The sequence below is a fragment of the Spirosoma foliorum genome (genome assembly GCF_014117325.1).
GTDB lineage: Bacteria > Bacteroidota > Bacteroidia > Cytophagales > Spirosomataceae > Spirosoma > Spirosoma foliorum.
In genome coordinates, this window is record NZ_CP059732.1 from 7,752,523 (window position 1) to 7,775,056 (window position 22,534).

The window sequence follows — 22,534 nt, forward strand, 5'->3', positions numbered from 1 at the left end:
GAAGTTATAGTGGTAAAGCAAGCCCGTCATGGTTGGGTATTGATGCTGGCTATTGCCCTGTTTATAGGGCATAGCAGTTTCGCACAAACCGATTCGTTGGCGATTCCGTCGAGTCGTTTAGGAACGACCGTATCTTTATCGGCGGTAACGGTGCGCGCTATTGCGCCTGAGCGATTCCTGGCGGGCCAGAAACTCCAGCGAATCGATTCGACGACATTGCTTCAATTTCGATTTGGGTCGTTAACCGATCTTTTGACGCTTAACACGCCCTTGGCTTTCAAAAACTATGGCCCTGGTCAGTTGGCAACGGTTTCGTTTCGGGGCACATCGGCCAATCATACCGCTGTTCTCTGGAATGGTATCAATATCAATCAACCGAATCTCGGTCAGACGGATTTTTCTACACTACCCGTTGCCGGGTTCGATAAACTAGCCGTGCAATATGGTTCTTCGGCGAGTGCAGTAGGTTCCGATGCAGTAGGAGGGAGTATTCTCCTGGGTAGTACGCCAGGCTGGCAATCGGGTATACGGGCGACGCTTGGGTTACAATTAGCCAGCTTTCAGAATAACCAGACGCAGCTGGGGTTACGTTATGGCGCGACTTTGGGAGACAGCTGGAAACTTTCGGGTAAGACATTTGCTTACCGAAATCAGTTCAATAACGCTTATCCGTACACCGAACGTCAGCATTATTTTCTGGAGCCATCGACAACGGCCCAGCGTGGATTTATCCAGGATCTCTATTTTCTGCATAAAAGCGGCCGACAGCTTTCCATCAATACCTGGGTAACTGACAATGATTTAATTATTACGCCCCAGGATACTATTGCCCGCGAACGCACGAGAACACAGTCGGCACGGTTGCTGGCTACCTATGAGGCCAATCGGATGACGTTTCGGGTGGGCTGGATTCGCGATGTGCTCGACTATGCCAAAGGAAATTTCAATACGCCAAGTCATACCGAAACCGAGCGGCTAATTAGTCGGGCAGAGCGCGAGTTTCAGCTTTTGTCTGGTACAAATCGGCAATTGAACCTGCGCGTGGGCGGTGAATGGTCGCATTACCGGACTCGAACAGATGGTTACGGAGGGCAGTTGATTCAGGAAGATCGAGGTGATTTGTATGCACTCTTACGTTACCAAACGACGCGCTGGCTCGTATCAGCCAATATTCGACAGGCGTTTGTAACGCGATTCAATCCACCCATTACGCCCTCAGTTGGTGCCGAATATCAGCTTGTGCAGCGTGACCGATTTAAGTTGACGGCCAAAGGCTCGGTAAGCCGAAATTACCGCGTTCCAACCTTGAACGAACGCTACTGGATTGATTTAGGTAACCCAAATCTTTTACCTGAAAGTGGATTGAATTTCGAGGGCGGTTTAGCGGCTAATACACCCTTATCTGATCGAATTAACCTGACGACTGAGTTGACGGGCTATCACAACCGCGTTGACAATTGGACCTATTGGAATCCGACCAATAATTACCACGTCGAAAACCTACAATTGGTAGTTGCTCGGGGCATTGAGTTTACGACTAATCTGACCTATGTCCAGAATAACTGGCGCGCAGGCCTGCGCCTTGGGTATGCGCTGACCCGTTCATCGCAGGAGCGGGCCTATGATGCCTATTCTCAGGATGTGATCGGGAAACAATTGGTGTATGTGCCGCTTCATACCGGAACACTCAATACCTACGTGCAACACGGCCAAACGCGCCTTAGTGTACAAATGCAGGCCAATTCCCGTCGGTATATCACCTTCGACAATACTCAGTTTTTTAAAGGAACTACATTGACCAATGTGTTATTGGAGCACACGGCCCGCTGGCATTCAGTTCCGGTTCGAATTCAGGGGCAGGTCAATAATGTGTTCGACGCGCTGCTGATAGGCGTGAAACGAAACGCACTTCCGGGCCGAAACTGGGCCATCAATTTAATTATCAATTTTCCTTCTTTATAATTCATGAAAAATCAATTGACCAAATCAATTGCAGTTGGGCTGGTAGCCTTGAGTGTCTGGAACTGTAAAACGTCTGACCCAACGCCAACGCCTTATGAATCGGGGGTGTTTATCCTGAACGCGGGTAATTTCTCCAGCAACAATGGAACGGTCTCGTTTTTGTCACGCAATAGCAATGTTGTTGCTACCAATATTTTTCAGACGGCAAACCCGTCGTTAGCCCTGAGCGGTGGAGTACAAGGATATGCCGAAGTAAATGGTAAAGGGTTGATTCTGGTCGATAACAGTACGGCTGGCCAGGATAAAGTTGAGATTGTGGAGGCTGGTACATTCGTTTCTCGCGCTACGCTAAAAACACCCGATATCGAGAATCCCCGTCAGGTGATTTCGGCAGGTCCTAACAAAGCATATATTAGTTGCTGGGATGTTTCCGGCGATTACAGTGCGGGTACGTTTTATAAAGACCCCGGTTATATCGCGGTTGTTGATTTGAACACCAGTAAGGTGACCAAAAAGATTCCAGCTGTAAAAGGCGTCGAAAAAATGGTTATTTCGGGTACCGAAGCGTTTGTGGGCAGCAATACCTACAGTGGCGATCAAACCCTCTTAATCATCGACTTGAACACTGATACCGAGAAACAGCGGATTGCTTTCGGTTCAACACCTGAACCTATTGCCCTCGATGCAACTGGTAAGTTGTGGATACAGGCCGGTAAAGATCTGGTTCAGCTAGATCCAACGAGTCGGGCTGTTGCTAAACGCCTTACTTTTTCTGCTGCTCCCGGATCGGTAACCATCAGTGGCGATAAACGTAATTTTTATTATACCCTGGGTGGTAAAACGTACAGTATTTCGATTGATGCAAACACGGCTTCTGGAAGTGTAGTGGTGAATCGCTCATTCAGCGCCTTGGGTATTGATCCACAAACCGGCCGGATTTACGGCACAGTTATACCTTCTTATGCACAGGCTGGTTACGTAATTCGTTACGAATCGAGCGGGACGTTGGTTGATTCGGTGAAAGCTGAAATTGCTCCTTCTGGTCTTTATTTCCGATGAGCCAACAACGGGCCATCATGAATTGGAGCGGAGGTAAAGACTCTGCTCTTGCTTTATACCACAGTCTGCGGTCAGAACGCTGGGACATACAGAGTTTACTAACATCGGTAAATGACCTGCACGGTCGGGTAAGTATGCACGGCGTTCGGATGGAATTGCTGCATGCGCAGGCAAATCGGCTGGGGTTACCTTTACAACTATTGCGACTGCCGGGTGATGTATCGATGGAAACCTACGATGCTCAACTGCAACAGGTACTTCAGGGGTTTCAACAGCAAGGAATTACCCATTCTCTATTTGGCGATATTTTCCTGGAAGACTTACGGCAGTATCGGGAAACTCAATTACAACGCGTAAATCTGAAAGGGGGATTTCCGCTCTGGCAGCGTAACACGACCGAGTTAGTTCATGAGTTTGTCGATCTGGGTTTTCGAGCCGTGCTGGTTTGTGTCAATGAAAAGCAATTGGGAGCCGAATTCGTAGGTCGGGAGTTAGATCTGGATTTACTGAAAGACCTACCCAAAACGGTTGACCCTTGTGGCGAAAACGGTGAATACCATTCGTTTGTGTACGATGGCCCCATTTTCGCTCATCCTATCGGGTTTCGTAAAGGAGAAGTCGTCCGGCGTACGTACAGTCCATCAGGGAGCGCAGATTGCCATACTGATGATACTGATCGGAGTTGGGATACAGGCTTCTGGTACCAGGATTTGCTGCTGAATGAGGTAAGTGAATGAATAATGGATAATGAACAATGAATAATGGTTGAATCGACAGTTCATTATCCATTATCCATTGTTTACCATTCTAACTGATCGAGTACATAAAAAAAGAGTCAGCCCTGCTAATTCATGAATTGGTAGGGCTGACTCTTTTTTATGCCAATTCATTCGTAATGGCATTCGTTATAGAATAGTCTAAAAAAGATTGATGGCGGTTATGCTTGCGTGTAAGAATCGTTTTTCGCACAAGAAGAGGATATTTAACCACCTTTAGTCTTCTTAGAATTAAAAACACATGATTTTGCCTTAATGTCAACCGGCTTAGCTTATTTGGTTTTAACTTTCTTCGTTAAAAAATAAACTTACTACAAATACCTATTTAACCTATGAAACGTAGAGAAGCCTTACAACAGGCGGCCCTGATGATGGGAGGAATCCTGTCGGCTCCCACGCTGGCGGGAGCTATGGGTCGTATTACGAACATGGGCCCGAGTGTAGACGTCACTGTTGAGCAGGAAGCGTTAGTAGCCGAGGTCGCCGATGTAATTATCCCAACGACCAGCACGCCCGGAGCTAAAGCCGCCGGGGCCGAGAAGTTTATTGTTCGGGTCATGCGCGATTGTTACCCCAAAGCCGATCAGGAGCAGTTTTATGCTGGACTTGCCAAACTGGACGCCAGTAGCAAAACCAAATTCGGTAAGGATTTCGTGAATCTGGATACAGCTCAGAAAAACGAAATGGTCAAGCAAACCATGACCGACGACAAGCCCTTTTTCCTACGCATGAAAGAGCTAACCACAACGGGCTATTTCACGTCTGAAATTGGGGCAACCAAAGCACTGGAGTACCTGCCCGTGCCCGGTCAGTTTAACGGATGCATGCCACTCAAACCCGGCCAGAAAACCTGGGCCCTTTAAAAAGTTGTAAAGTAGTAAGGTTATAAAGTTGTAGAGTTAATCGCTTTACCAATCACTTTATAACTATCCAACTTTACAACGCTAAAACTTCTCTACAGAATGAACCTCAATATTGATTCCATAAAAGAACAGACCTACGATGCCATCGTTATTGGCTCAGGGGTTACAGGTGGGTGGGCTGCCAAAGAGCTAACCGAGAAAGGGCTGCGTGTATTGATGCTCGAAAAAGGGCATCAGCTTGAACACGTCAAAGGCTATGAAAACGCCATGAAAGACCCCTGGCAGACCAAGTATAACGGTCGACTGACGATGGCGCAGAAAGAATCGCACCCGAAACTGGCCCGCGACTATCCGTACAATGAAATGACCGAAACGTACTGGATGAAGGATACCGACTCACTCTATAAAGAAGATAAGCGATTCGATTGGTATCGGCCTAATATCGTTGGGGGCAAATCCATCATGTGGGGACGTCAGTCGTATCGGCTAAGTGATCTTGACTTTGGCGCCAACTTAAAAGACGGTATCGCTATCGACTGGCCAATCCGCTATAAAGATGTAGCTCCCTGGTATTCATACGTTGAAAAATTCGTAGGTATTTCCGGCGAAAAGCTGAATCTGCCCCAACTGCCCGACAGCGAATTTTTGCCACCCATGGAGATGTATTGTGTGGAAAAAGAAGTTCGGAAGCGGATTGAAAAGAACTTCCCTGGGCGGGTTATGACGATCGGTCGTGTAGCTAACCTCTCGAAAGCTGGCGAAGCTCAGTTAGGCATTGGCCGCGCTCCGTGTCAGTATCGGAACAAATGCTCACTTGGGTGTCCTTATGGTGCCTATTTCAGTACACAATCCTGTACGTTGCCTCCTGCTGCCAAAACAGGCCGTTTAACACTTCGTCCCGATTCTGTAGTGACGGAGATCATGTACGACGAAAACAAAAAACGGGCAACTGGTGTCCGCATTGTCGATGCCGTTACGCTTCAACCAAAGGAGTATTTTGCCAAGGTTGTTTTTGTGTGCGGTAGTTCGCTTGGGTCAACGGCTGTTCTATTGAATTCAAAATCGAACCGTTTCCCAAATGGCTTCGGGAACGACTCCGGTGAATTAGGCCATAATTTGATGGATCACCACTTCCGTACGGGGGCGTCGGGTGTTTGGGAAGGCGATCTGGACAAATACTACATTGGTCGGCGGGCGAATGGCATTTACGTGCCACGTTACCGGAACATCGGTACCGATAAACGCGACTACTTGCGTGGTTTCGGTTATCAGGGTGGTGGCAGCCGGACAGGGTGGCAGCGCAACATTGCAGAAATGAGTTTCGGGGCTGATTATAAAGATGAAGTCACGAAACCTGGCCCCTGGACGATGGGATTGGGTGGATTTGGCGAGACACTGCCTTACCACGAAAATCGCATGTATCTCGACAAGAACGAAAAAGACAAGTGGGGCATGCCACTAGTTGTGTTCGACGCTGAGTTGAAAGAGAACGAGAAAAAGATGCGTGTAGATATGATGAACGATGCCAAAGAAATGCTGGAAGCATCGGGCCTGAAAAACGTTAAGTCGTACGATAATGGCTCTTATTTAGGCATGGCGATTCACGAAATGGGAACCGCTCGCATGGGTCGTGACCCGAAAACGTCGATCCTGAATGCGAACAACCAGGTTCATGGCGTTAAGAACGTGTTCGTGACCGATGGAGCCTGCATGGTTTCGGCTTCCTGTGTGAACCCTTCGTTAACCTATATGGCTCTGACGGCTCGTGCGGCAGACTTTGCCGTCAAGGAAATGAAGCGGCAGAATATCTAGATGCGTAAAAACGATGCTCCCCCGTCATACTGAGAAATCAGGCATGGCGGGGGAGCATCGTTTTTATATATATCGTATGTATTAATTCAGGCTGGATCAGGCATGTTGAATTGAATACTGTTGTAAGCAAAATTGATGCATTCGCTCGCGACCACGCTTCAGTCGCATTTTTACTGCGCTAATAGAAAGATTGTGCAGCTTGGCAATTTCATCAATACTCATTCCTTCTTCGTATTTGAGTTGAAGCACTACCCGTTCGTTTGTAGAAAGTGCATTAAGTGATTGCTTGAGCAGTTGAAGTGTTTCCTCATGTAATCGGGCTTCCTGCGATTCGGTAATCGACTGCTCCAGATTGGAATTAATGGCAATCGTATTTAACCGTTTCGACAACCGAAGCTGATCCAGGCAGTAATTATAGGCGATAGCGTATAGCCAGGTTGAAAAGCTAGACTTTTCCTGGAAACCATCCAGCTTATCGAAAGCTTTGAGAAATATATCGTGAGTGAAGTCTTCTGCCTTGTCGGAATCTTTCGTCATTGATAAACAACGCTGATAGACTTTATTAACATAACGCGTGTAAAGTGTCTCGAAACATTGATTTGGTTTACTGGAAAGATACTGACGGATTGTTTCTTCATCGGTTAAGACAGTATTCATGGTGGATTCGACAAGTTAAGATGTAGTGTTGTATACGAAAACGATTTATTGATTTTAAATTGTTTTCGTAACCCCTAAAATAGTTAATAAAAACTATTGAAAATATGCTCAGTGGTGCTTTCTATTGGGAAATAAGCGTTTATATAGATGAATAAGCGATTTAAGTAGTTGAATAGCGTATATTTTAAAGATAATTTATATGATGGTATACTTATTTGGCTAAATCCTGACTCATATGTTTAGCAATAATTTGCAATGATCGGGCTTGTTTGTCGGGTGTTCGAGCATCAAACGCGAGCCTTTCAATCGCGGTAAGTGGAAATATCCACCCCTGCTGTTTAGCATCCCATTCATTGGAACAACGGACAACTTCCTCAAATTCTGCTTCAGTCCACTTGTCAAGCGAGTTCAATTCGCTTAGCCGCTTTTTTTGTCGGAGTAGAATTAAGGCGACTTCTTTAGGTATTGCCTGTTTCGTTTTCATAAAAGCTTGCCTATGGCCTTTTTCTGGCAAACGCTAGCAAAACCAGAGCCAAACTGCTACTAATTGATCTGTCTAATTATCAAGTATTTATTTGTTCGTCCTGAAGTATAGACTAGTTTGGAACAGGTTACCTCACGAACCATAGTAACTCCGTTAGACTAAGGGGAGACAAAAAGTAACAGCTAGCTAGAAGAAGAGCAAGGCAAGTAAGTGATATCAGTAAAAAGTTCGCTTAAGCCGATTATAGGGCAATTCACTCCGTTTTTAAACTCAAACCCGCTGATGATATAGTCTCACATTTAATACTTTATGGTTGTTATAGATTTGGTCATAAACTGAATGCTGTTCAGCACAGTACTTGCTGCGTGTGTCAATTAGTTACTTATCTGTCTGTAATATATCCTTAAGAAGTTATTTTGTTAATCGAAAAATTTTATGAATTCTTGTCATAACCTTACTTATTGTTTTCTGTAGTATGGCTGAGTTAATCGATTATGTGAAAAGGACAGAACGGAAAGTAAAATGATAGATAGCTAGTATGACTCTTGCCATACCGGTATTGAGCGTAATGCTGATAGAATGAATAGCAGTATGAACGAACTATATAAAAAGCCTTGAGCAATGATATCCGGAAGAATAAACAGAGTTTGCCTTTCACTGCTGGTTGTTGCCAGTTTTTTAGTAGGCTTTACAGTTTATTGTGCAGTTCTAATTCATTGGGTGGAAACGATTTCGCATTGGAATCTCGCTAATTACCCCGTTCAGGCTATTGGAGAAACGGCTTTTTTGCTGATTTATACGTATTTAGGAGTTCGTTTTTGCCGTAAAAAAATTAACTTCCTTTAGGCCCGGTAGTCTTCAGAGCTTGATAAGAATAAAAACATCGACTAAAACGCTCCGCCGAATTGATCTTCAATATCCCGAACTGCCTGAATGGCGTCGACGACATGAAGTTTCTGATTCTGCGCGACCCACAGGACCGTATCAACAATAGTATAAACATCCGGGTCCTGACAATATTCCAGCCAGACGGTATAAGCATCTGCATACTGGCGCCCTGTTTGGCTAGCAATTTGGGTTAGCAATTCAACATTCACAGGCAACATATCGGAATCTAAAAATGGCGTCTACTTTTTGTGGATGATCCTCTAATGGTAACAATCTGGGTTTTGCATACACAAAAGCGATACCAATTGTGCTACTATTAGGCATAATGCTCGCTAAAGGAACAAAGAGAGTACATACCAACAAAATTAACTGGGTAAAACTGTTTACAAAGGAAGTCTAATTACTAAGCAGAAAGACCATTTAATATATTTTTAGTATCTTATTGAAGGGGTGTCCGTCTTAGGCTCATTACTAACCAAACCTGGACCAAGTTCAGCCTTACACCTACACTATATGCGAGCTGGTATTTTATCAATGGACACTTCATTAACAGACGAAGAAATGATTCGGCAATACTTAACCAGCCGGCCGGACCAGTGCTTCGAAACGCTTTATAATCGGTATGTGAATAAGGTCTATCGACGTTGCCTGTCGATGACCAAAGACTCTGATAAAGCGGAGGATTTTACGCAGGATATATTTCTTAAGGTATTCGCTAAGTTAGATGCCTTTCAAGAGCGGTCTACTTTCTCGACTTGGCTTTATTCGATTGCCTTCAACTATTGCTCAGATCAGCTCCGGAAAGCGAAGCGATTTAATTTTTATTCCATAGAGGAAGGGGTACAATATGATATTCCTGATACAAAAGATGGTCAACTTCATGAAGAAACGCTGCAATTAGTCAAACAGATTATGGCGTCGCTTACAGAGAGCGAGCAGGCTTTACTACAGTTGAAATATGAAGATGAGCTAAGTATTGAAGAGATCGCCCAGATTTACCAAATCAATCCTAGTGCGGTAAAAATGCGGCTGAAACGAAGTCGTGACAAGATTAACCGGCTTTATCAACAGCAGTCTAATAACTAAGAAATAATGTTAGCCCGCTATGCTCACTAAATTCGGGAGAGAATAGCGGGCTAGCTATGCAAGTAGCTTAATGGGGAGCGCTCTGCTCTTCTACCTGTTGTTGGCGGACCTGCTGGCCAATGGGAACATATTCTACTTCGCACGGATACCCAAACAGGCAGTTTGCCTTAATCTGCTCAGCTACCCGATCAGGCACCATGTTTTCCCAACCATCTTCACCTTGTTGGATCATCTCCAGCACATGATCAGTGGATATGTGTAGATTCTGTTCGTTATAATCGGTTATATCTTCGATTTTATCGTTCCGAACGAGGTATTGAAAGAGGGGTTCCAGCGTAGCCGGTAATTTGAATTCATTACAGGTATAAATGGCTCCTTCGCGAAGCGTTGGATACACGAACAGTTTTACCTTTCTGCTGAATAAGGTGGCAAACGACTCCAGAATACCACCGGGTAAAAATTCATAGTGACCTTCTTCAAAGATGTATTCCAGGTTCGGAATACCCACAATCAGACCAATTTTGAGTCGTGTCAGACGAGCTAGGTAGGCCACCAGCTTATAGTATTCCAGATAGTTGGAAATCATTACCGTCTGACCCATAGAGCACAGAATATCTACCCGATCCAGAAAGTCTTTCTCGTCGATACCCTGCTCGTTGGCTTTCAAGTTGTGCAATGTCAGCTCGGCCATCGAAATCACCCGATTGGCATCTACATCGGCTTCGTCTTTAAATTGCTTTAGGCCATTTTCAATCATATCCATCTGGACATTCGTAACCGGCCGTAACCGTCCACGCATAACCAGGATATTTTTTTTATAAAGCGCTTCGGAGGGTTGTAATACCTGACCATCGGCACCAAACAGGGCGGCATCAGTGAATCCGTTCTTAACCAGATGAAGACTCATCAGTCGGTTATCGACATCCGCAAAATCAGGCCCATTAAACCGAATCATATCAATCTGAATCCGTTCTGGCGTCAGATCGTCCATAAGCGATAATACGAGTGTTTCGGGCGATTTTGCGTAGTAATAACAACCATAAATCAGGTTAACGCCAATAATGCCGAGCGCCTGTTGCTGAAGAATGTTCTCATTATCAGCCATTCGGACGTGGATAATCACGTCGTTATAGCCCGACTGCGGGTTTAACTGAAAGCGGCAACCCAGCCAGCCATGTGCTTCGTTGGTTTTCTGGTAATTAAGGGCAACAACAGTATTGGCAAACGCAAAAAACGTGGTGTCTGGACCACGTTTTTCGGCTAATCGTTTCTCGAGAAGGCTATATTCCTTATTCAGCATTTTCACCAACCGGGACTCAACTACGTAGCGGCCACTTTCTTCAACGCCGTAAATAGAATCGCTGAAGGTCATGTCGTAAGCTGACATAGTTTTGGCGATAGTTCCCGATGAGCCACCTGCTTTGAAAAACATGGCAGCCGTTTCCTGACCAGCACCAATCTCCGCAAAGGAGCCATAAATACGTCGGTCCAGATTAATACGTAAAGCTTTCTGCTTCGTACCTATATTCTTTTCGTACATAGTGATGGGAACTTTTAAGGCTAAGTTACAATATAAAACACCAAAAGCAGCCTTTGGAGCCGCTTTTGTGTTAAAATAATACAATATTAATGTTGATTATCCAAGAATTTATTGGTAATAAACATATTTCCTCCACCTGCCTTCTGGTCGAGCGATGACCCAAGGATGGGTTGAGTGACTTCTGTAGAAGCAGCCCGGCGTGCCATTCGGGTGCCCGAAATCTGGAAAATGGCTTCGCTAAGCATGGGCTCAGTTACATCTCCAAATGCTTTCATGCCATAAGATGGCTCCCGCACCTCCACCGATGGCGTAAATCCAGCCGCATAATCCGTGAATCCCACTGCATTGGCCGATTTAAAGGTAATTGGTTGTATTCCCCATTTTATGCGGCCACTGTCGTCGTAAATCGTAATCGAACCAACATTTTTCCCAACGGTGGTTGTGCCAATGGTAGTCACCGTCATGAAAGGGCGTAAACCATTGATAACCAACTCGCTGGCCGACGCTGTGCTGCCTGTCGTCAGGACAAATACGCGACTCAGGTTAGCGCCAATATTCGTCGATTTCGTCAGGAAATTCTGCGTATTCCAGCCGGAACCGCGGTTCTTATCATTGGCTGCCGTCACAATACTATTCCATTTCTGTGTGTAATAAACCTTAGAGGCATCAATATTTTTCCCGATCAGGCTGGCAAGATTGGTCGACGAACTCACATAACCACCTCGATTGTAACGTAAGTCAAGAATCAGCTCATTGACGCCCTGTTGCTTGAACTTGCCAAAAATATTGTCAAGCTTCAAATCATAGGTGTTATCTAAGTTGGAGCTACCTGCTTTATACAAACCCGGAATAAACTGGTTGTAAATAAGATAGCCTATGGTTTTGCCTCCAATGGCATAGGTTGTATCCAACAGAATGGGGTCTTCCTGAAAGACAACTGCCGTAGCCTGCTTGGTTTGGGAAACATCCGTCAAAACATTATTGCTAATGGTTGCAAATCCGTACGTATAGGTATCGGTAGTGCTACCAGTACCAGCCAGTAAAGCCTGATAATTAGCGAGGGTCAACAACTCGCCATTTACTTTCGTGATAATATCTCCGCGTTTAATGCCTGCTTTAGCGGCCGGAGACCCAGGCAGTACATAGATGATCGACGCAATGATATTGGCCCTGGTCTGATCTCGATAATACAGATTATATTCGATACCCGTTGTCTTCGACTGCCCACTTAGCGATGCCTTCAGGTCGTCGGCACTTTCCTGAAGCCAGGAAAAACGATCCCGATCGGGGTTCGTCGTATTGTAATCGTAAAGTAAGGTCGGGAAAAAACTTTTGGGAGCTAATGAGGTATCTGGGTTGGCTGGTAATTTATCGTTCCAGAAGTAATAGTTTTTCATATTCTCCAGAACCCAATTGTTCACCTCGCCATTTGATGTTATAGGACTAACATCGGTATCCTTTTTGCAGGATGTCATCAGCAACGGGCCGCCAATCGCGAAAAGCAGGGCCAATCTACTGGCAAAAAATAGTCTCATGTGTACTTGTTGATGTGAAAAGCTTTATCGCTATAAGAACGTAATAATCACCTAAATAATTTTCTGAGAATGCAACGAGGAGGCTTAGCAAAAGGCGTCTTCAATGTGCTTTATCCGTAGTTCGCTACCCGCTATAGTTACGGCGATAATATCAAATCGGATGTCATATAGCCAGTCGTTGGCAAAAATATACTGTTCCGCGGCTTTCATCACCAGTTTGGCTTTGGTGTAGGAAACAAACTCCTCAGGATTGCCATAACTAAGATTGGTCCTGGTTTTTACCTCAACAAATACCAGAAGCTTCCCCTTTTTGGCGATTAGATCAATCTCCGCGTGTTGGTAACGGTAGTTTCGGAACATGATCTCGTAACCTTGTTCGCGTAGGTAGCGAGCAGCTTCCGCTTCACCCTGTTTGCCGGTTTCGTTGTGTTGAGCCATTATAGTAGGATAAGGTTACAAATAACGGCAAACCGAACGAAACTTAGCAAGCTCGTTGTTAGAGAACTAGCGGAAGACCTCTTCTTCCCGGAAGCAATGAATAGTCGTATTAATAAACAAGTTGAAGTTCGGGCGTTAGGATTGATGGAATACCAGGCTGCCTGGGATGAGCAGGAGCGCCTGTTTTCGACCATTGTCGATCAAAAACTACAGAACCGAACAGTCTCCATTGCGGAGCAGCAACCAACTCCCAATTATTTGCTGTTTTGTGAGCATCCGCCCGTATACACACTCGGAACGAGCGGCCATGCCGAGAATTTATTGATCGACGAAGAACGGCTGTCAACGGAGTTTGGCGCAACTTTCTTTAAGATTCGGCGTGGAGGAGATATTACGTTTCATGGACCTGGTCAGTTAGTGGGTTATCCGATTCTGGATCTGGATAACTTTTTTACCGACATCCATCGCTACATGCGTCTGCTCGAGGAAAGTATCATTTTAACCTTAGCCGATTATGGTCTGGATGCCGGGCGGATTGAGGGTTTAACGGGCGTTTGGCTTGATTATGGTACGAATGCTGAGCGACCTCGTAAAATTTGCGCAATGGGTGTAAAAGCCAGCCGTTGGGTAACGATGCATGGATTTGCGCTGAATGTAAATACAGATTTGCGTTATTTTAACCATATTGTCCCTTGTGGAATTACCGATAAAGCGGTTACGTCGCTGGCAACCGAGTTAGGTCGTGAAGTGCCGTTGAATGAGGTGGCCAACCATGTTCAGCGTCATGTGGCCACTTTATTTGAGATGGAATTAGTAACACGGTGATGCGGCATTCCCACATCTTGTCCGTTAGTATAAAGCGTTTTTAGCGGACGAGCCGTCCGCGTTACATTGGAATGAAAAAGGATATTAATTTTTTGCCTGTTGAAGGCGTACATATAGTGATTGCCCGGAAAGAGAATCTGATTAACGGGTATGATTGGCAGGTTTTCCTGATTAACCAGAAAGATGTGCCGATCACAACTGTATTTGTCACGTCGAAAGGCTACGGACAGAAAGACAAAGAGGAGCAGAAAACATCGACGTTACGCCACTTTTTTGTGGAAGTTCAGCCGGGAGCGCATGAAGTTGTTGAGACGATTATGCCCGATGTATTCCATCTGAACAACGAATACTGGGTAAGCTATTTTATTGGCAATCAGATTTTCGATAAGAAGTTTATCTTCGTGCCAGACAGCATTGTAGAAGAAAATCTGGTGCTCATACCTGCTCTGGGCCTGGAAGGAATTTTGCACGCGTAAGTAACGCGGACATGCTGTCGGCTATATATTTCTAAATGCGGACAGGATGTCCGCGTTACCATGCTACCCTAAACCTCATGGCTCAACCCGTCTCCTGGAAACGTCGGCTCAAGAACCTTCTGTTTATTGATCTTAAAACGGTGGCGGGTGAGCCATCTCTACTGTCTGTTGATCCGCGTTTGCAACGTCAGTGGGAGGAAAAGAGCCGGTATTTCAAAAACGATGATGAACTCTCTGCGGCTGGATGGTACGACCGCCGGGCTTCCTTTTTTGCGGAGTTTGGTAAAATTATCTGCATTGGTGTAGGTGGATTATTTTTCGACGACGACGACCAACCGCATCTAAAGGTGAAATTGATCAGCAACGATGACGAACTGGCGTTGCTGGGAGAATTCTTGACGATCGTGAACCGATACCCACCCGGTGAACTGACGTTATGCGCTCATAACGGAAAGGAATTCGACTTCCCGTATCTCTGTCGACGGTTGATGGTAAATGGCTTGCCACTTCCGCCCGCGTTGCAGATTTCGGGGAAGAAACCCTGGGAAATTCCGCATCGGGACACGCTGGAACATTGGCAGTTTGGCGACAAACGTCATTTTGTTCCGCTTGATCTTTTGGCTGCTGTGCTGAATATCCCAACCCGCCCACTCGAATGGACGGGCGACCGTACCAGCGAGGTGTATTATCGGGAACATGACTGGCCTCGTATTGAACAATACGCCCGCGATTCGATGGTGATGCTGGTACAGGTTTATTTAAAAATGGTGGGTGCCCCGCTCGTGGCCGACGAGCATATTGTATTAAGTGATTGAAGTTAATGAATGAATAATGGATAATGTAAAATGAATAATCTGAAATGAAGCTGATCGGCTTCTAGAACATTATCCAGTTTACATTAATCATTATCCATTGACAAAATCCCACACTGTAGTTAAACATTTTAGCCTAGCTACTGAGTTAGGCAAGTAACATGAGAGGAAAACCAAAACAAGATAAATACTTGAAGGCCGCATCGGGCCGACCTACTTCGGGGCAGTCGCCAACGACGCGCCCACGTGAAAAGGGTTTCGAGAAATCAGCAAAAGTGAAGCCCATTCAACAGGCCGACTCTTTTCTGGATGAAATGAAAAACGACATCATGGCGTTTTTCCAGATTAACGACGACCACTCCTTTACACAGGAGCAGGTATTAGACCATTTCGGTACGGGCGACCGGCGCATGAAACTCATCATGCACGGCCTCATTGGCGAACTTACCGATGAAGGTACACTAGTACGTCAGGCAGACGGTAGTTACCGGGCTGATGCCAATGCCAACCTGATTGAAGGTGTTGTGGAACATGTAAATTCGCGCTTTGCCTTTGTGGTTCCCACGACCACCAGCGGTGTTCGGGGAGATCGGGACGAGGATATCTGGGTTTCGACGGATGACCTGGCCGGGGCCGTTGATGGCGACCGTGTACAGGTAATTCGATTTACGGATTCACGCAGCAAAGGACGCCGGATCGAGGGCAAAGTTGCCCGCGTGATCGAACGGGGACGCACGGAGTTGGTGGGTCGTATTGAAGTATGGCCAACTTACGGGTTTGTTGTTCCGGATAGCAAAAAGATTTACGACGACATTTTTATCCCGGAAGAAAAACTGGGTGGCGCTGCCGATGGCGAAAAGGTAATTGTTCGACTCACGAAATACCCTGATCCAGATAGCCGCAAGCAACGTTTCGAGGGCGAAGTAATTACCGTACTCGGGAAAGCAGGGCAGAACAATACCGAAATGCACGCTATTCTGGCGGAGTTCGGCTTACCAATCGTTTTCCCCGAAGAGGTTGAACAGGAAGCAGAAGCTATCCCGACCAAAATCGACGAAAAGGATATTGCCAACCGGCGGGACATGCGTGACATAACTACGTTCACGATTGACCCGGTTGATGCCAAAGATTTCGACGATGCGTTGTCGGTGCAGGTGTTAGACAATGGTAACTTCGAAATTGGGGTTCACATTGCCGATGTAACACACTACGTGTTGCCGGGTTCTAAACTGGAAGCCGAAGCCTACAAACGGGCTACATCGGTTTATCTGGTTGATCGGGTTGTTCCAATGCTCCCCGAAAAACTGTCGAATGGCCTTTGTTCGCTGCGTCCGAACGAGGATAAACTCACGTTCTCGGCTGTTTTTGAATTAACGCCCAATGCACACATTGTAAAGGAATGGTTCGGCCGAACTATCATCCATTCGAATCGTCGGTTCGCTTACGAAGAAGCGCAGGATATCCTGAACGCCAACAGTGGCGATTATCTGGAAGAGCTTCGGTTGCTCAATGAGCTGGCCTACAAACTCCGCGATGAACGGTTTAAAAATGGTGCTATCAACTTCGAAACGGTTGAAGTGCGGTTCCGGTTGGACGAGAATGGTGTACCCTTAGCTGTTTATCCGAAAATTCGGCAGGATACCAACAAGCTCATCGAAGAGTTTATGTTGCTTGCGAATAAGCGGGTGGCTGAGTTTGTGCACTCGCTGTCGAAACGCAACAAAAATGGCGAAGAGAATACGATGGTATACCGTGTTCACGAAGGTCCTGCTGAAGATAAGCTGCGTAGTTTCTCCGAGTTTGCTCGTAAGCTGGGCTACAAGCTCAACGTAGACGATGAGCATTTATCCAGCTCGATGAACCGCTTTATGGCGAGTATTGAAGGGAAGCCCGAAGCCGGAATGCTCCAGCAACTGGCCGTGCGGACCATGTCGAAAGCGCGCTATAGTACAGAGGATTTAGGTCACTTCGGACTGGCGTTTAAGCGTTATTCACATTTCACGTCGCCTATTCGCCGTTACCCCGACATGATGGCTCACCGATTGCTTCAGCATTACCTGGACAAAGGGAAACCGGCTGATCGGGAAGAATACGAAGAAAAGTGCCGACACTCGTCTGAACGTGAACGGTTGGCCTCGGAGGCCGAACGGGCTAGCATCAAATACAAACAGGTTGAGTTTATGAGCCGAATGGCACCCAACCAGGTATTTGAGGGCGTGATTTCGGGCGTTACAGAGTTCGGTATCTTTGTTGAAATCACCGAAAATAGTTGCGAGGGCCTCGTCAGAATGCAGGACCTTAGCGACGACTACTACGAGTTCGACAAGGATAATTACCGGATCATTGGCCAGCGCCACAAGAAAATGTACACTTTCGGCGATCCGGTTGTGGTTAAGGTAAAAGAAACCAATCTGGCCCGCCGAAGCATGGATTTTGCTTTAGTTAGCGACAAAGCTGGCCGCGCTACGGATGCGGACTCACAACAGTTAAGTTTAGCAAAAAGCAATGATAGTCGAGGTTCCCGTTCGGGAAGTTCCAAAGGAGGACAAGCCTCTGCCCGCCGATCCAGCAATCCTGGCAAAAAGCAGGGGACAGCGCCCAAAGGTGAAAATAGGCGTGGTGGTCGTGGTCGGCGTTAAAAAGTAGAAGGTTGTTGGAGAGCGCTCTTGCGTTTTAGGAGGCAAATTCACTATATTTGCAGTCCCAAACGGAAAAGCTCTCGTAGTTCAATGGATAGAATTATGGTTTCCGGTACCATCGATAGGGGTTCGAATCCCTTCGAGAGCACTTAGAAAAGCTAAAAAGCCGCTTAAACAGATCGTTTAAGCGGCTTTTTTTACTTTTCTAAGTGCTCTCGACATTTGACTGTGATACGCAATTGGAAGAAATTAACAGAATACACTTTATCAAACAATCTAACTAAATTTCCCTCTTTAATAAAGAATGAGAGAGTATAAATAAATATACTACAGCTAAACAGCCTTGGTTACTTTATTTATAAGAGTGTCAAAATAAATAGCCATCCAATCTTTTCTCCATTCTGTTCTAAATTCAATATCATCAGAAGCGGGCTTCTCTTCAAGCTCTTTGATTCTTACAATAGTTGGAATAGGAATGCTGTCTCCAATCAGTAAAGCTTCTTGACGTTCTAAAGTAGGTAGAGAGTCTGTAATTGTACTGATACTATCTGGTAATAATCTCTTAACATATTGTTGATCTGTAGGATTAGTCAGCCTCATCGCAACAAAATTACTACACTGCGAAAATATAGTCTCGGAAATTTCCGAAGGTCTTTGGCTAACAATCATCAGAGACAATCCATATTTTCTGCCTTCTTTTGCAATTCTTTCGATAGATTTCTTTACTGCGCTATATTTAACGCCCTTACTCTGAGGAATATAATTATGCGCTTCTTCTAAAACTAATAAAAATGGAGCTTCTTGGCCATTTTGCTTTAAAGATTTGTAATAAAAGCAAAAGTCAAAAACAATTCTACTAATCAAAGAAACAACAAGCGATAATACCTCAAAAGGGATTCCACTTAAATCTATGATAGTTATATTCGAACGATCTTCATCACTGTATCCAATAAACTGTTTAATTATTTGAGAAAGGTCTTCTGTCTTAAATTTACTAGCATCTGCTTTTTCAGGCTTAAGTAAGAACGATAACCTATCATCATTTAATTTCGTTTCTAACCTTGGAACAAATCTATCAAATTCACCAGCATAAGGGCCTGAATTAATTATACTTGGTTTTTTATCTTTAAATTTAATGTCCCCAAATAATTGATATTCTTCTGGAGTATCCTGAACCTTTTCTTCGACGGCAAGTTCGCCAGTTGAAGCGAATTTGGTAGCTATATTTTGATTGCATAAGTATTTGTATACTTCTGATATACTAAAATATACTGAACTGTCATAATTTACCTTGTTTAAATTAGGGTTGTATTTCTTTTTATTTAGTGTTACAGCATGCTTAAATTGTGAAATTTGATTGTGAGAATTATTGTCATTGCTTTCAATAAACATTTCTTCTAGCTCCTCTGAATTCATAAGCCAGTAAGGTAACATTAAGCTATTAACATCTAGCTTTTTGCTTTTAGGAAAGGCAGGTGCATATTCACCATGAAGATCAAATAAAATTATATGCGCATTATTCAATATGCCATTCGTAGCTTGAATATTACTTGGCTCAATTCCTTGCTGTAATATTTTAGCTACTGTTCCTGATTTTCCCGATCCTGTTGATCCTACTATAGCAATATGTTTACTAAAAAACTTATCCCCATCAACTGAAATATCTAAACTACCATTTTGGGCTAGAGTTGAAAAAATAAACCTTTTGTCTTCAGACACTCCATTATATATTTTCTTCAAAACCTCAATACTGGCGATTTCTACGCTATTTGGTGGGATTGCAATTTGTTGACCACCTCTTTTAAAGTTACCTGCGTCATCTAAAAAACCTATTGGCTGAGCATCTAATATAAAAGTTGGGTTGTTAATGACTTCAGTAGATAGATTTGCTGAATTTGAATCTTTTATCTTATAGCTCTGAACTAAAGCAATTATAGATACGTTCGACTCATCTGAAATTTTCAAATAACTCCCTATTGTGAAATTATCTTGTTCTTTTTTAAATAAATCGGCGTCAAGCACCTCAATTTGTATAAGATTTGGAGCTACGGTTAAAATCCTAAAATTCTCTTCCATATATTTAGTTTAAATAATATTAAATCCTTGATCACTTATTGGACAATAATTTGTATACATCCATCAAATTTTCACAGTACTTCACATCAAACCATTTTGAGTTTTCTAAGTTAGAGTGATAGAATTCCTCTTTTGAAAAATGAAATATTACGTCAGGCTTATTTATTGTGGATATGTAACTTTTAAAGTTATCAAGCGAAATTAATTTTATTAAAAACGATGATTTTGTAATTTTGCTTCTACTATTGCTAATGTTTATGACTGGATCATCGTTGAATATTTTAACATTAAAACTAATATGCTCAAATCCATCATTGAAAATAATATTGCCTTTAATCAATTTAATTTTTATTTCCAAAATTTCTTCTGTAGTTTGATCTAAAATTAACATTAATGGCTTTATATTTCTAAAAACTGAGCCTATATCGTAATATTTAAAAATAAGACTTTGAATAAATGTCATTAGAGGTAATTCCGGACAATTAGCATTTATAACATTGCGACCGATGATAATAGCTTTTGTATGTAATGGATTTAATGCGTCGGTTTCAGATATTTTATTTTTTGTAAGTTGTAAGTAGCTACCTTTAGACCTTAAACTAATATACCATTCATTAAATAGTTTACTTCTATTGTCAATGGATTTTAAGAATTCAATCCTAGTAATAATTCTAAGGCTGGGATCAGCTTTTACAGCTTTATCCATTATGATTCTTAATGCATTGTTATAATAATGTGAATCCGCAACGTATGTTTTGCAATTAAAAATGTCACACAATTTATTTATTACTATATTTTGTTGATTGTTGAATTCCAGACCAAATCTAATTTTAAATTTAGTCAAAAATAATTCTAGTTCTAAATCAGTCATACCATGCTCTGTGTAGTAACATCTACTGACTTTTTTTTCTTTGTATGTTAATATCTCTTTTAACTCATCTAATGAAATAATCTTTTCAGAGTCTTGAATTTCATCAGTAAAATGTGCGTATAAGATATATCTTAGACTAATTTTGTCTACTTGTTCTCTAAAATGATCAAGCATTAGTTCAATAGGTTCCCTAACGGTTGAATTATTATACGTTGGCTTTGATAAGTATTTACATTGCATTGTTAGCTTATCAAATTCCGTATTAATATCTATATCTTCTATACCTTCTACGGTAATAAAGTCGCTGTCTTTCTCAAGTTCTAACAAACATTTTATTGAGGTATCAAATTGATAGTAATACCCTTTAATTGTTGCTACCGCAGACCTAATCATTAGAAAATTATTATTGTCAATTTTGGTGGATAGACTTAAGATATTATAAAACTTCTAACATTCTTTGACGCGATTGTATATTCACATCGTGAATAGCAATATTATAATTATACATTAATATATGATAATTGTAATATTGCTACTCACGATGTGAATATATACAAGACTTGTTATTAATGATACGATTTTGATAAGATAAATGCCGATTATGCTTTAACTCGCTGATTATTATTGGTAATTTGTGCTCCCTTCGGGAGCACTTTCAAAAGTCAAAAAGCCGCTTAAACAGATCGTTTAAGCGGCTTTTTGACTTTTAGTCTGAATATATAGTAGCTGTTTAAATGAACTCCCCAAAAACCAACAACCTAGAATTTGTAGTCTACAAATAAGGAGGCATTTCGATTTTTATAGCTGCTGACATAGAAAGGGAAATAGGTATCGCTCTGGGGCCGTATATCTCGTAAGCCTACTTCATAGGTAAACCCGACAACAGTTTGGCCAAAATCGACACCAATTCCGGTTCCTATACCCAAATCGAGTCGCTGAAGACCGCGATTTCCAAATGTTTGCTCCTCAATAGTGCCATGATCAATCATATCCCCATAGATGATGTCGCCCGTTAGTTTGGTTTTGCCGCCCAGGCCATAGGCCACATAGGGGCCTGCACTAAGCACAAGCTTTGTTCCTGGTGTTAGGGCTATTTTGTAGCCGAGATAAACCGGCGCTTGCAAGTACAATTGATTGCTTATAAGCTGGGCATCTTGCCCCGCTACCAATGCCCATCCTGGAAAGCCAATAGGCGCTTTGCCTTCTATTTTCGCTCCCTTCATGCTTAAGGAAAGGCCAGACTGTAAAAAGAAGTTTTTACTGAAATTGGCTGTGGCTGTCAAACCAATATTGAATCCAAATTTAGCGCTGGGCAGGTCGTTGTTTAAGGCCAAAGAGGATCGATTTAAGCCCGCTTTCAATCCGAATTCGAAGGGGCGATTTTGAGCCGATAGCGTAAAGGCTGTAGTGAGTAATAACGTTGTGAATGTGAGTCCGAAAAAGTGTCTCATGCCTGTTCAGTTAACTTATTAGATAAGGGTGCTATCCTGAAGAGCTGAAAAATTAGAGAAGCGTTGGAATGAGTTGGAATTTCTTTTTTGGTTAGACAAGCTGGTTTATTTTCCCTGACAATACCGCGATTGGGTAGGTCTGTGCCGCCATATTGGGGCGAATCGTTTACCAGAGCTAGTGCGTGCACCTCATGGCTGATGACCAGATAAGCCCAGAATTGCTTCGCTTCACTAAAAGCACTCAAACTCAATAGTATACACTAAATAGAAGTATGTGTAATCTT

At 43.5% G+C, this 22,534-nt stretch carries 20 protein-coding genes and 1 tRNA gene; 11 read left to right on the plus strand and 10 right to left on the minus strand.

Annotation, left to right across the window (positions count from 1 at the left end; genetic code table 11):
- Positions 1-9: 9 nt before the first annotated feature.
- From H3H32_RS32690 to H3H32_RS32710, 5 genes are all read left to right on the plus strand, one after another.
- Positions 10-1,962 (plus strand): TonB-dependent receptor plug domain-containing protein, encoded by a 1,953-nt coding sequence (locus H3H32_RS32690; protein ID WP_240543566.1) that lies wholly within the window; start codon positions 10-12, stop codon positions 1,960-1,962.
- Positions 1,963-1,965: 3 nt separating this feature from the next.
- Positions 1,966-3,021 carry a YncE family protein gene (locus H3H32_RS32695; RefSeq protein WP_182459907.1) on the plus strand — a complete coding sequence of 352 codons (1,056 nt, stop codon included), beginning with the start codon at positions 1,966-1,968 and terminating at the stop codon, positions 3,019-3,021.
- A complete protein-coding gene (locus H3H32_RS32700; protein ID WP_182459908.1) occupies positions 3,018-3,758 on the plus strand; it encodes a Dph6-related ATP pyrophosphatase in 741 nt (246 codons plus the stop codon). The genes H3H32_RS32695 and H3H32_RS32700 overlap by 4 nt, the downstream gene beginning before the upstream one ends.
- Before the next feature lie 371 nt (positions 3,759-4,129).
- The gene (locus H3H32_RS32705; protein WP_182459909.1) at positions 4,130-4,660 is read left to right on the plus strand and encodes a gluconate 2-dehydrogenase subunit 3 family protein; all 531 of its coding nucleotides are present in this window, start codon (positions 4,130-4,132) and stop codon (positions 4,658-4,660) included.
- Between the two features lie 99 nt (positions 4,661-4,759).
- On the plus strand, positions 4,760-6,472 hold the full coding sequence (locus H3H32_RS32710; protein ID WP_182459910.1) for a GMC oxidoreductase: 1,713 nt from the start codon (positions 4,760-4,762) through the stop codon (positions 6,470-6,472).
- A 96-nt stretch (positions 6,473-6,568) separates the two neighbouring features.
- On the opposite strand, the gene H3H32_RS32715 is transcribed toward H3H32_RS32710, so the two are convergent.
- From H3H32_RS32715 to H3H32_RS32725, 3 genes are all read right to left on the minus strand, one after another.
- Complete coding sequence (locus H3H32_RS32715; RefSeq protein WP_182459911.1) at positions 6,569-7,129, minus strand: RNA polymerase sigma factor; 561 nt, start codon at positions 7,127-7,129, stop codon at positions 6,569-6,571.
- Between the two features lie 211 nt (positions 7,130-7,340).
- The gene (locus H3H32_RS32720; protein WP_182459912.1) at positions 7,341-7,613 is read right to left on the minus strand and encodes a hypothetical protein; all 273 of its coding nucleotides are present in this window, start codon (positions 7,611-7,613) and stop codon (positions 7,341-7,343) included.
- An 887-nt stretch (positions 7,614-8,500) separates the two neighbouring features.
- Positions 8,501-8,719 carry a hypothetical protein gene (locus tag H3H32_RS32725; RefSeq protein WP_182459913.1) on the minus strand — a complete coding sequence of 73 codons (219 nt, stop codon included), beginning with the start codon at positions 8,717-8,719 and terminating at the stop codon, positions 8,501-8,503.
- A 316-nt stretch (positions 8,720-9,035) separates the two neighbouring features.
- On the opposite strand from H3H32_RS32725, the gene H3H32_RS32730 reads away from it, so the two are divergent.
- Complete coding sequence (locus H3H32_RS32730) at positions 9,036-9,587, plus strand: RNA polymerase sigma factor (RefSeq protein WP_182459914.1); 552 nt, start codon at positions 9,036-9,038, stop codon at positions 9,585-9,587.
- Between the two features lie 67 nt (positions 9,588-9,654).
- Here the strand turns inward: H3H32_RS32730 and H3H32_RS32735 are convergent, their stop codons facing one another.
- The 3 genes from H3H32_RS32735 to H3H32_RS32745 form a co-directional block, all read right to left on the minus strand.
- Positions 9,655-11,127, minus strand: coding sequence for a BCNT domain-containing protein (locus H3H32_RS32735; RefSeq protein WP_182459915.1), 1,473 nt, complete (start codon positions 11,125-11,127; stop codon positions 9,655-9,657).
- An 86-nt stretch (positions 11,128-11,213) separates the two neighbouring features.
- Complete coding sequence (locus H3H32_RS32740; RefSeq protein ID WP_182459916.1) at positions 11,214-12,662, minus strand: S41 family peptidase; 1,449 nt, start codon at positions 12,660-12,662, stop codon at positions 11,214-11,216.
- 84 nt (positions 12,663-12,746) lie between these two features.
- Positions 12,747-13,100, minus strand: a complete 354-nt coding sequence (locus H3H32_RS32745) for a YraN family protein (protein WP_182459917.1) — start codon at positions 13,098-13,100, stop codon at positions 12,747-12,749.
- A 96-nt stretch (positions 13,101-13,196) separates the two neighbouring features.
- Between H3H32_RS32745 and lipB the strand changes: the two genes are divergently transcribed.
- The 5 genes from lipB to H3H32_RS32770 all read left to right on the plus strand — a co-directional run bounded on the left by lipB (position 13,197) and on the right by H3H32_RS32770 (position 18,000).
- Entirely contained in the window at positions 13,197-13,925 is a 729-nt protein-coding gene (gene lipB / locus H3H32_RS32750) for a lipoyl(octanoyl) transferase LipB (protein WP_182459918.1), read from the plus strand.
- Positions 13,926-13,996: 71 nt separating this feature from the next.
- Positions 13,997-14,401 carry a hypothetical protein gene (locus H3H32_RS32755; protein ID WP_182459919.1) on the plus strand — a complete coding sequence of 135 codons (405 nt, stop codon included), beginning with the start codon at positions 13,997-13,999 and terminating at the stop codon, positions 14,399-14,401.
- 77 nt (positions 14,402-14,478) lie between these two features.
- Positions 14,479-15,216, plus strand: coding sequence for a 3'-5' exonuclease (locus tag H3H32_RS32760; RefSeq protein WP_182459920.1), 738 nt, complete (start codon positions 14,479-14,481; stop codon positions 15,214-15,216).
- A gap of 158 nt (positions 15,217-15,374) precedes the next feature.
- On the plus strand, positions 15,375-17,852 hold the full coding sequence (gene rnr, locus H3H32_RS32765; RefSeq protein WP_182459921.1) for a ribonuclease R: 2,478 nt from the start codon (positions 15,375-15,377) through the stop codon (positions 17,850-17,852).
- Positions 17,853-17,928: 76 nt separating this feature from the next.
- Positions 17,929-18,000: transfer RNA gene (locus tag H3H32_RS32770), tRNA-Arg, on the plus strand.
- Between the two features lie 185 nt (positions 18,001-18,185).
- Here H3H32_RS32770 and H3H32_RS32775 read toward each other — a convergent pair.
- The 4 genes from H3H32_RS32775 to H3H32_RS32790 all read right to left on the minus strand — a co-directional run bounded on the left by H3H32_RS32775 (position 18,186) and on the right by H3H32_RS32790 (position 22,495).
- Entirely contained in the window at positions 18,186-19,928 is a 1,743-nt protein-coding gene (locus H3H32_RS32775; RefSeq protein WP_182459922.1) for an ATP-binding protein, read from the minus strand.
- A 31-nt stretch (positions 19,929-19,959) separates the two neighbouring features.
- Positions 19,960-21,192 (minus strand): DUF4297 family anti-phage-associated protein, encoded by a 1,233-nt coding sequence (locus tag H3H32_RS32780; RefSeq protein WP_182459923.1) that lies wholly within the window; start codon positions 21,190-21,192, stop codon positions 19,960-19,962.
- Between the two features lie 365 nt (positions 21,193-21,557).
- Entirely contained in the window at positions 21,558-22,250 is a 693-nt protein-coding gene (locus tag H3H32_RS32785; RefSeq protein WP_182459924.1) for a porin family protein, read from the minus strand.
- Complete coding sequence (locus H3H32_RS32790; protein WP_182459925.1) at positions 22,247-22,495, minus strand: hypothetical protein; 249 nt, start codon at positions 22,493-22,495, stop codon at positions 22,247-22,249. The genes H3H32_RS32785 and H3H32_RS32790 overlap by 4 nt, the downstream gene beginning before the upstream one ends.
- Between the last annotated feature and the right edge of the window lie 39 nt (positions 22,496-22,534).

Coding starts and splice junctions, on each gene's coding strand:
- H3H32_RS32715 (WP_182459911.1), bottom strand. CDS start 7,129: ATGAATACTGTCTTAACCGATGAAGAAACAATCCGTCAGTATCTTTCC.
- H3H32_RS32745 (WP_182459917.1), bottom strand. CDS start 13,100: ATGGCTCAACACAACGAAACCGGCAAACAGGGTGAAGCGGAAGCTGCT.
- H3H32_RS32760 (WP_182459920.1), top strand. CDS start 14,479: ATGGCTCAACCCGTCTCCTGGAAACGTCGGCTCAAGAACCTTCTGTTT.
- H3H32_RS32720 (WP_182459912.1), bottom strand. CDS start 7,613: ATGAAAACGAAACAGGCAATACCTAAAGAAGTCGCCTTAATTCTACTC.
- H3H32_RS32775 (WP_182459922.1), bottom strand. CDS start 19,928: ATGGAAGAGAATTTTAGGATTTTAACCGTAGCTCCAAATCTTATACAA.
- H3H32_RS32780 (WP_182459923.1), bottom strand. CDS start 21,192: ATGATTAGGTCTGCGGTAGCAACAATTAAAGGGTATTACTATCAATTT.
- H3H32_RS32710 (WP_182459910.1), top strand. CDS start 4,760: ATGAACCTCAATATTGATTCCATAAAAGAACAGACCTACGATGCCATC.
- H3H32_RS32725 (WP_182459913.1), bottom strand. CDS start 8,719: ATGTTGCCTGTGAATGTTGAATTGCTAACCCAAATTGCTAGCCAAACA.
- H3H32_RS32705 (WP_182459909.1), top strand. CDS start 4,130: ATGAAACGTAGAGAAGCCTTACAACAGGCGGCCCTGATGATGGGAGGA.
- H3H32_RS32700 (WP_182459908.1), top strand. CDS start 3,018: ATGAGCCAACAACGGGCCATCATGAATTGGAGCGGAGGTAAAGACTCT.
- H3H32_RS32735 (WP_182459915.1), bottom strand. CDS start 11,127: ATGTACGAAAAGAATATAGGTACGAAGCAGAAAGCTTTACGTATTAAT.
- lipB (WP_182459918.1), top strand. CDS start 13,197: ATGAATAGTCGTATTAATAAACAAGTTGAAGTTCGGGCGTTAGGATTG.
- H3H32_RS32755 (WP_182459919.1), top strand. CDS start 13,997: ATGAAAAAGGATATTAATTTTTTGCCTGTTGAAGGCGTACATATAGTG.
- H3H32_RS32695 (WP_182459907.1), top strand. CDS start 1,966: ATGAAAAATCAATTGACCAAATCAATTGCAGTTGGGCTGGTAGCCTTG.
- H3H32_RS32785 (WP_182459924.1), bottom strand. CDS start 22,250: ATGAGACACTTTTTCGGACTCACATTCACAACGTTATTACTCACTACA.
- rnr (WP_182459921.1), top strand. CDS start 15,375: ATGAGAGGAAAACCAAAACAAGATAAATACTTGAAGGCCGCATCGGGC.
- H3H32_RS32730 (WP_182459914.1), top strand. CDS start 9,036: ATGGACACTTCATTAACAGACGAAGAAATGATTCGGCAATACTTAACC.
- H3H32_RS32740 (WP_182459916.1), bottom strand. CDS start 12,662: ATGAGACTATTTTTTGCCAGTAGATTGGCCCTGCTTTTCGCGATTGGC.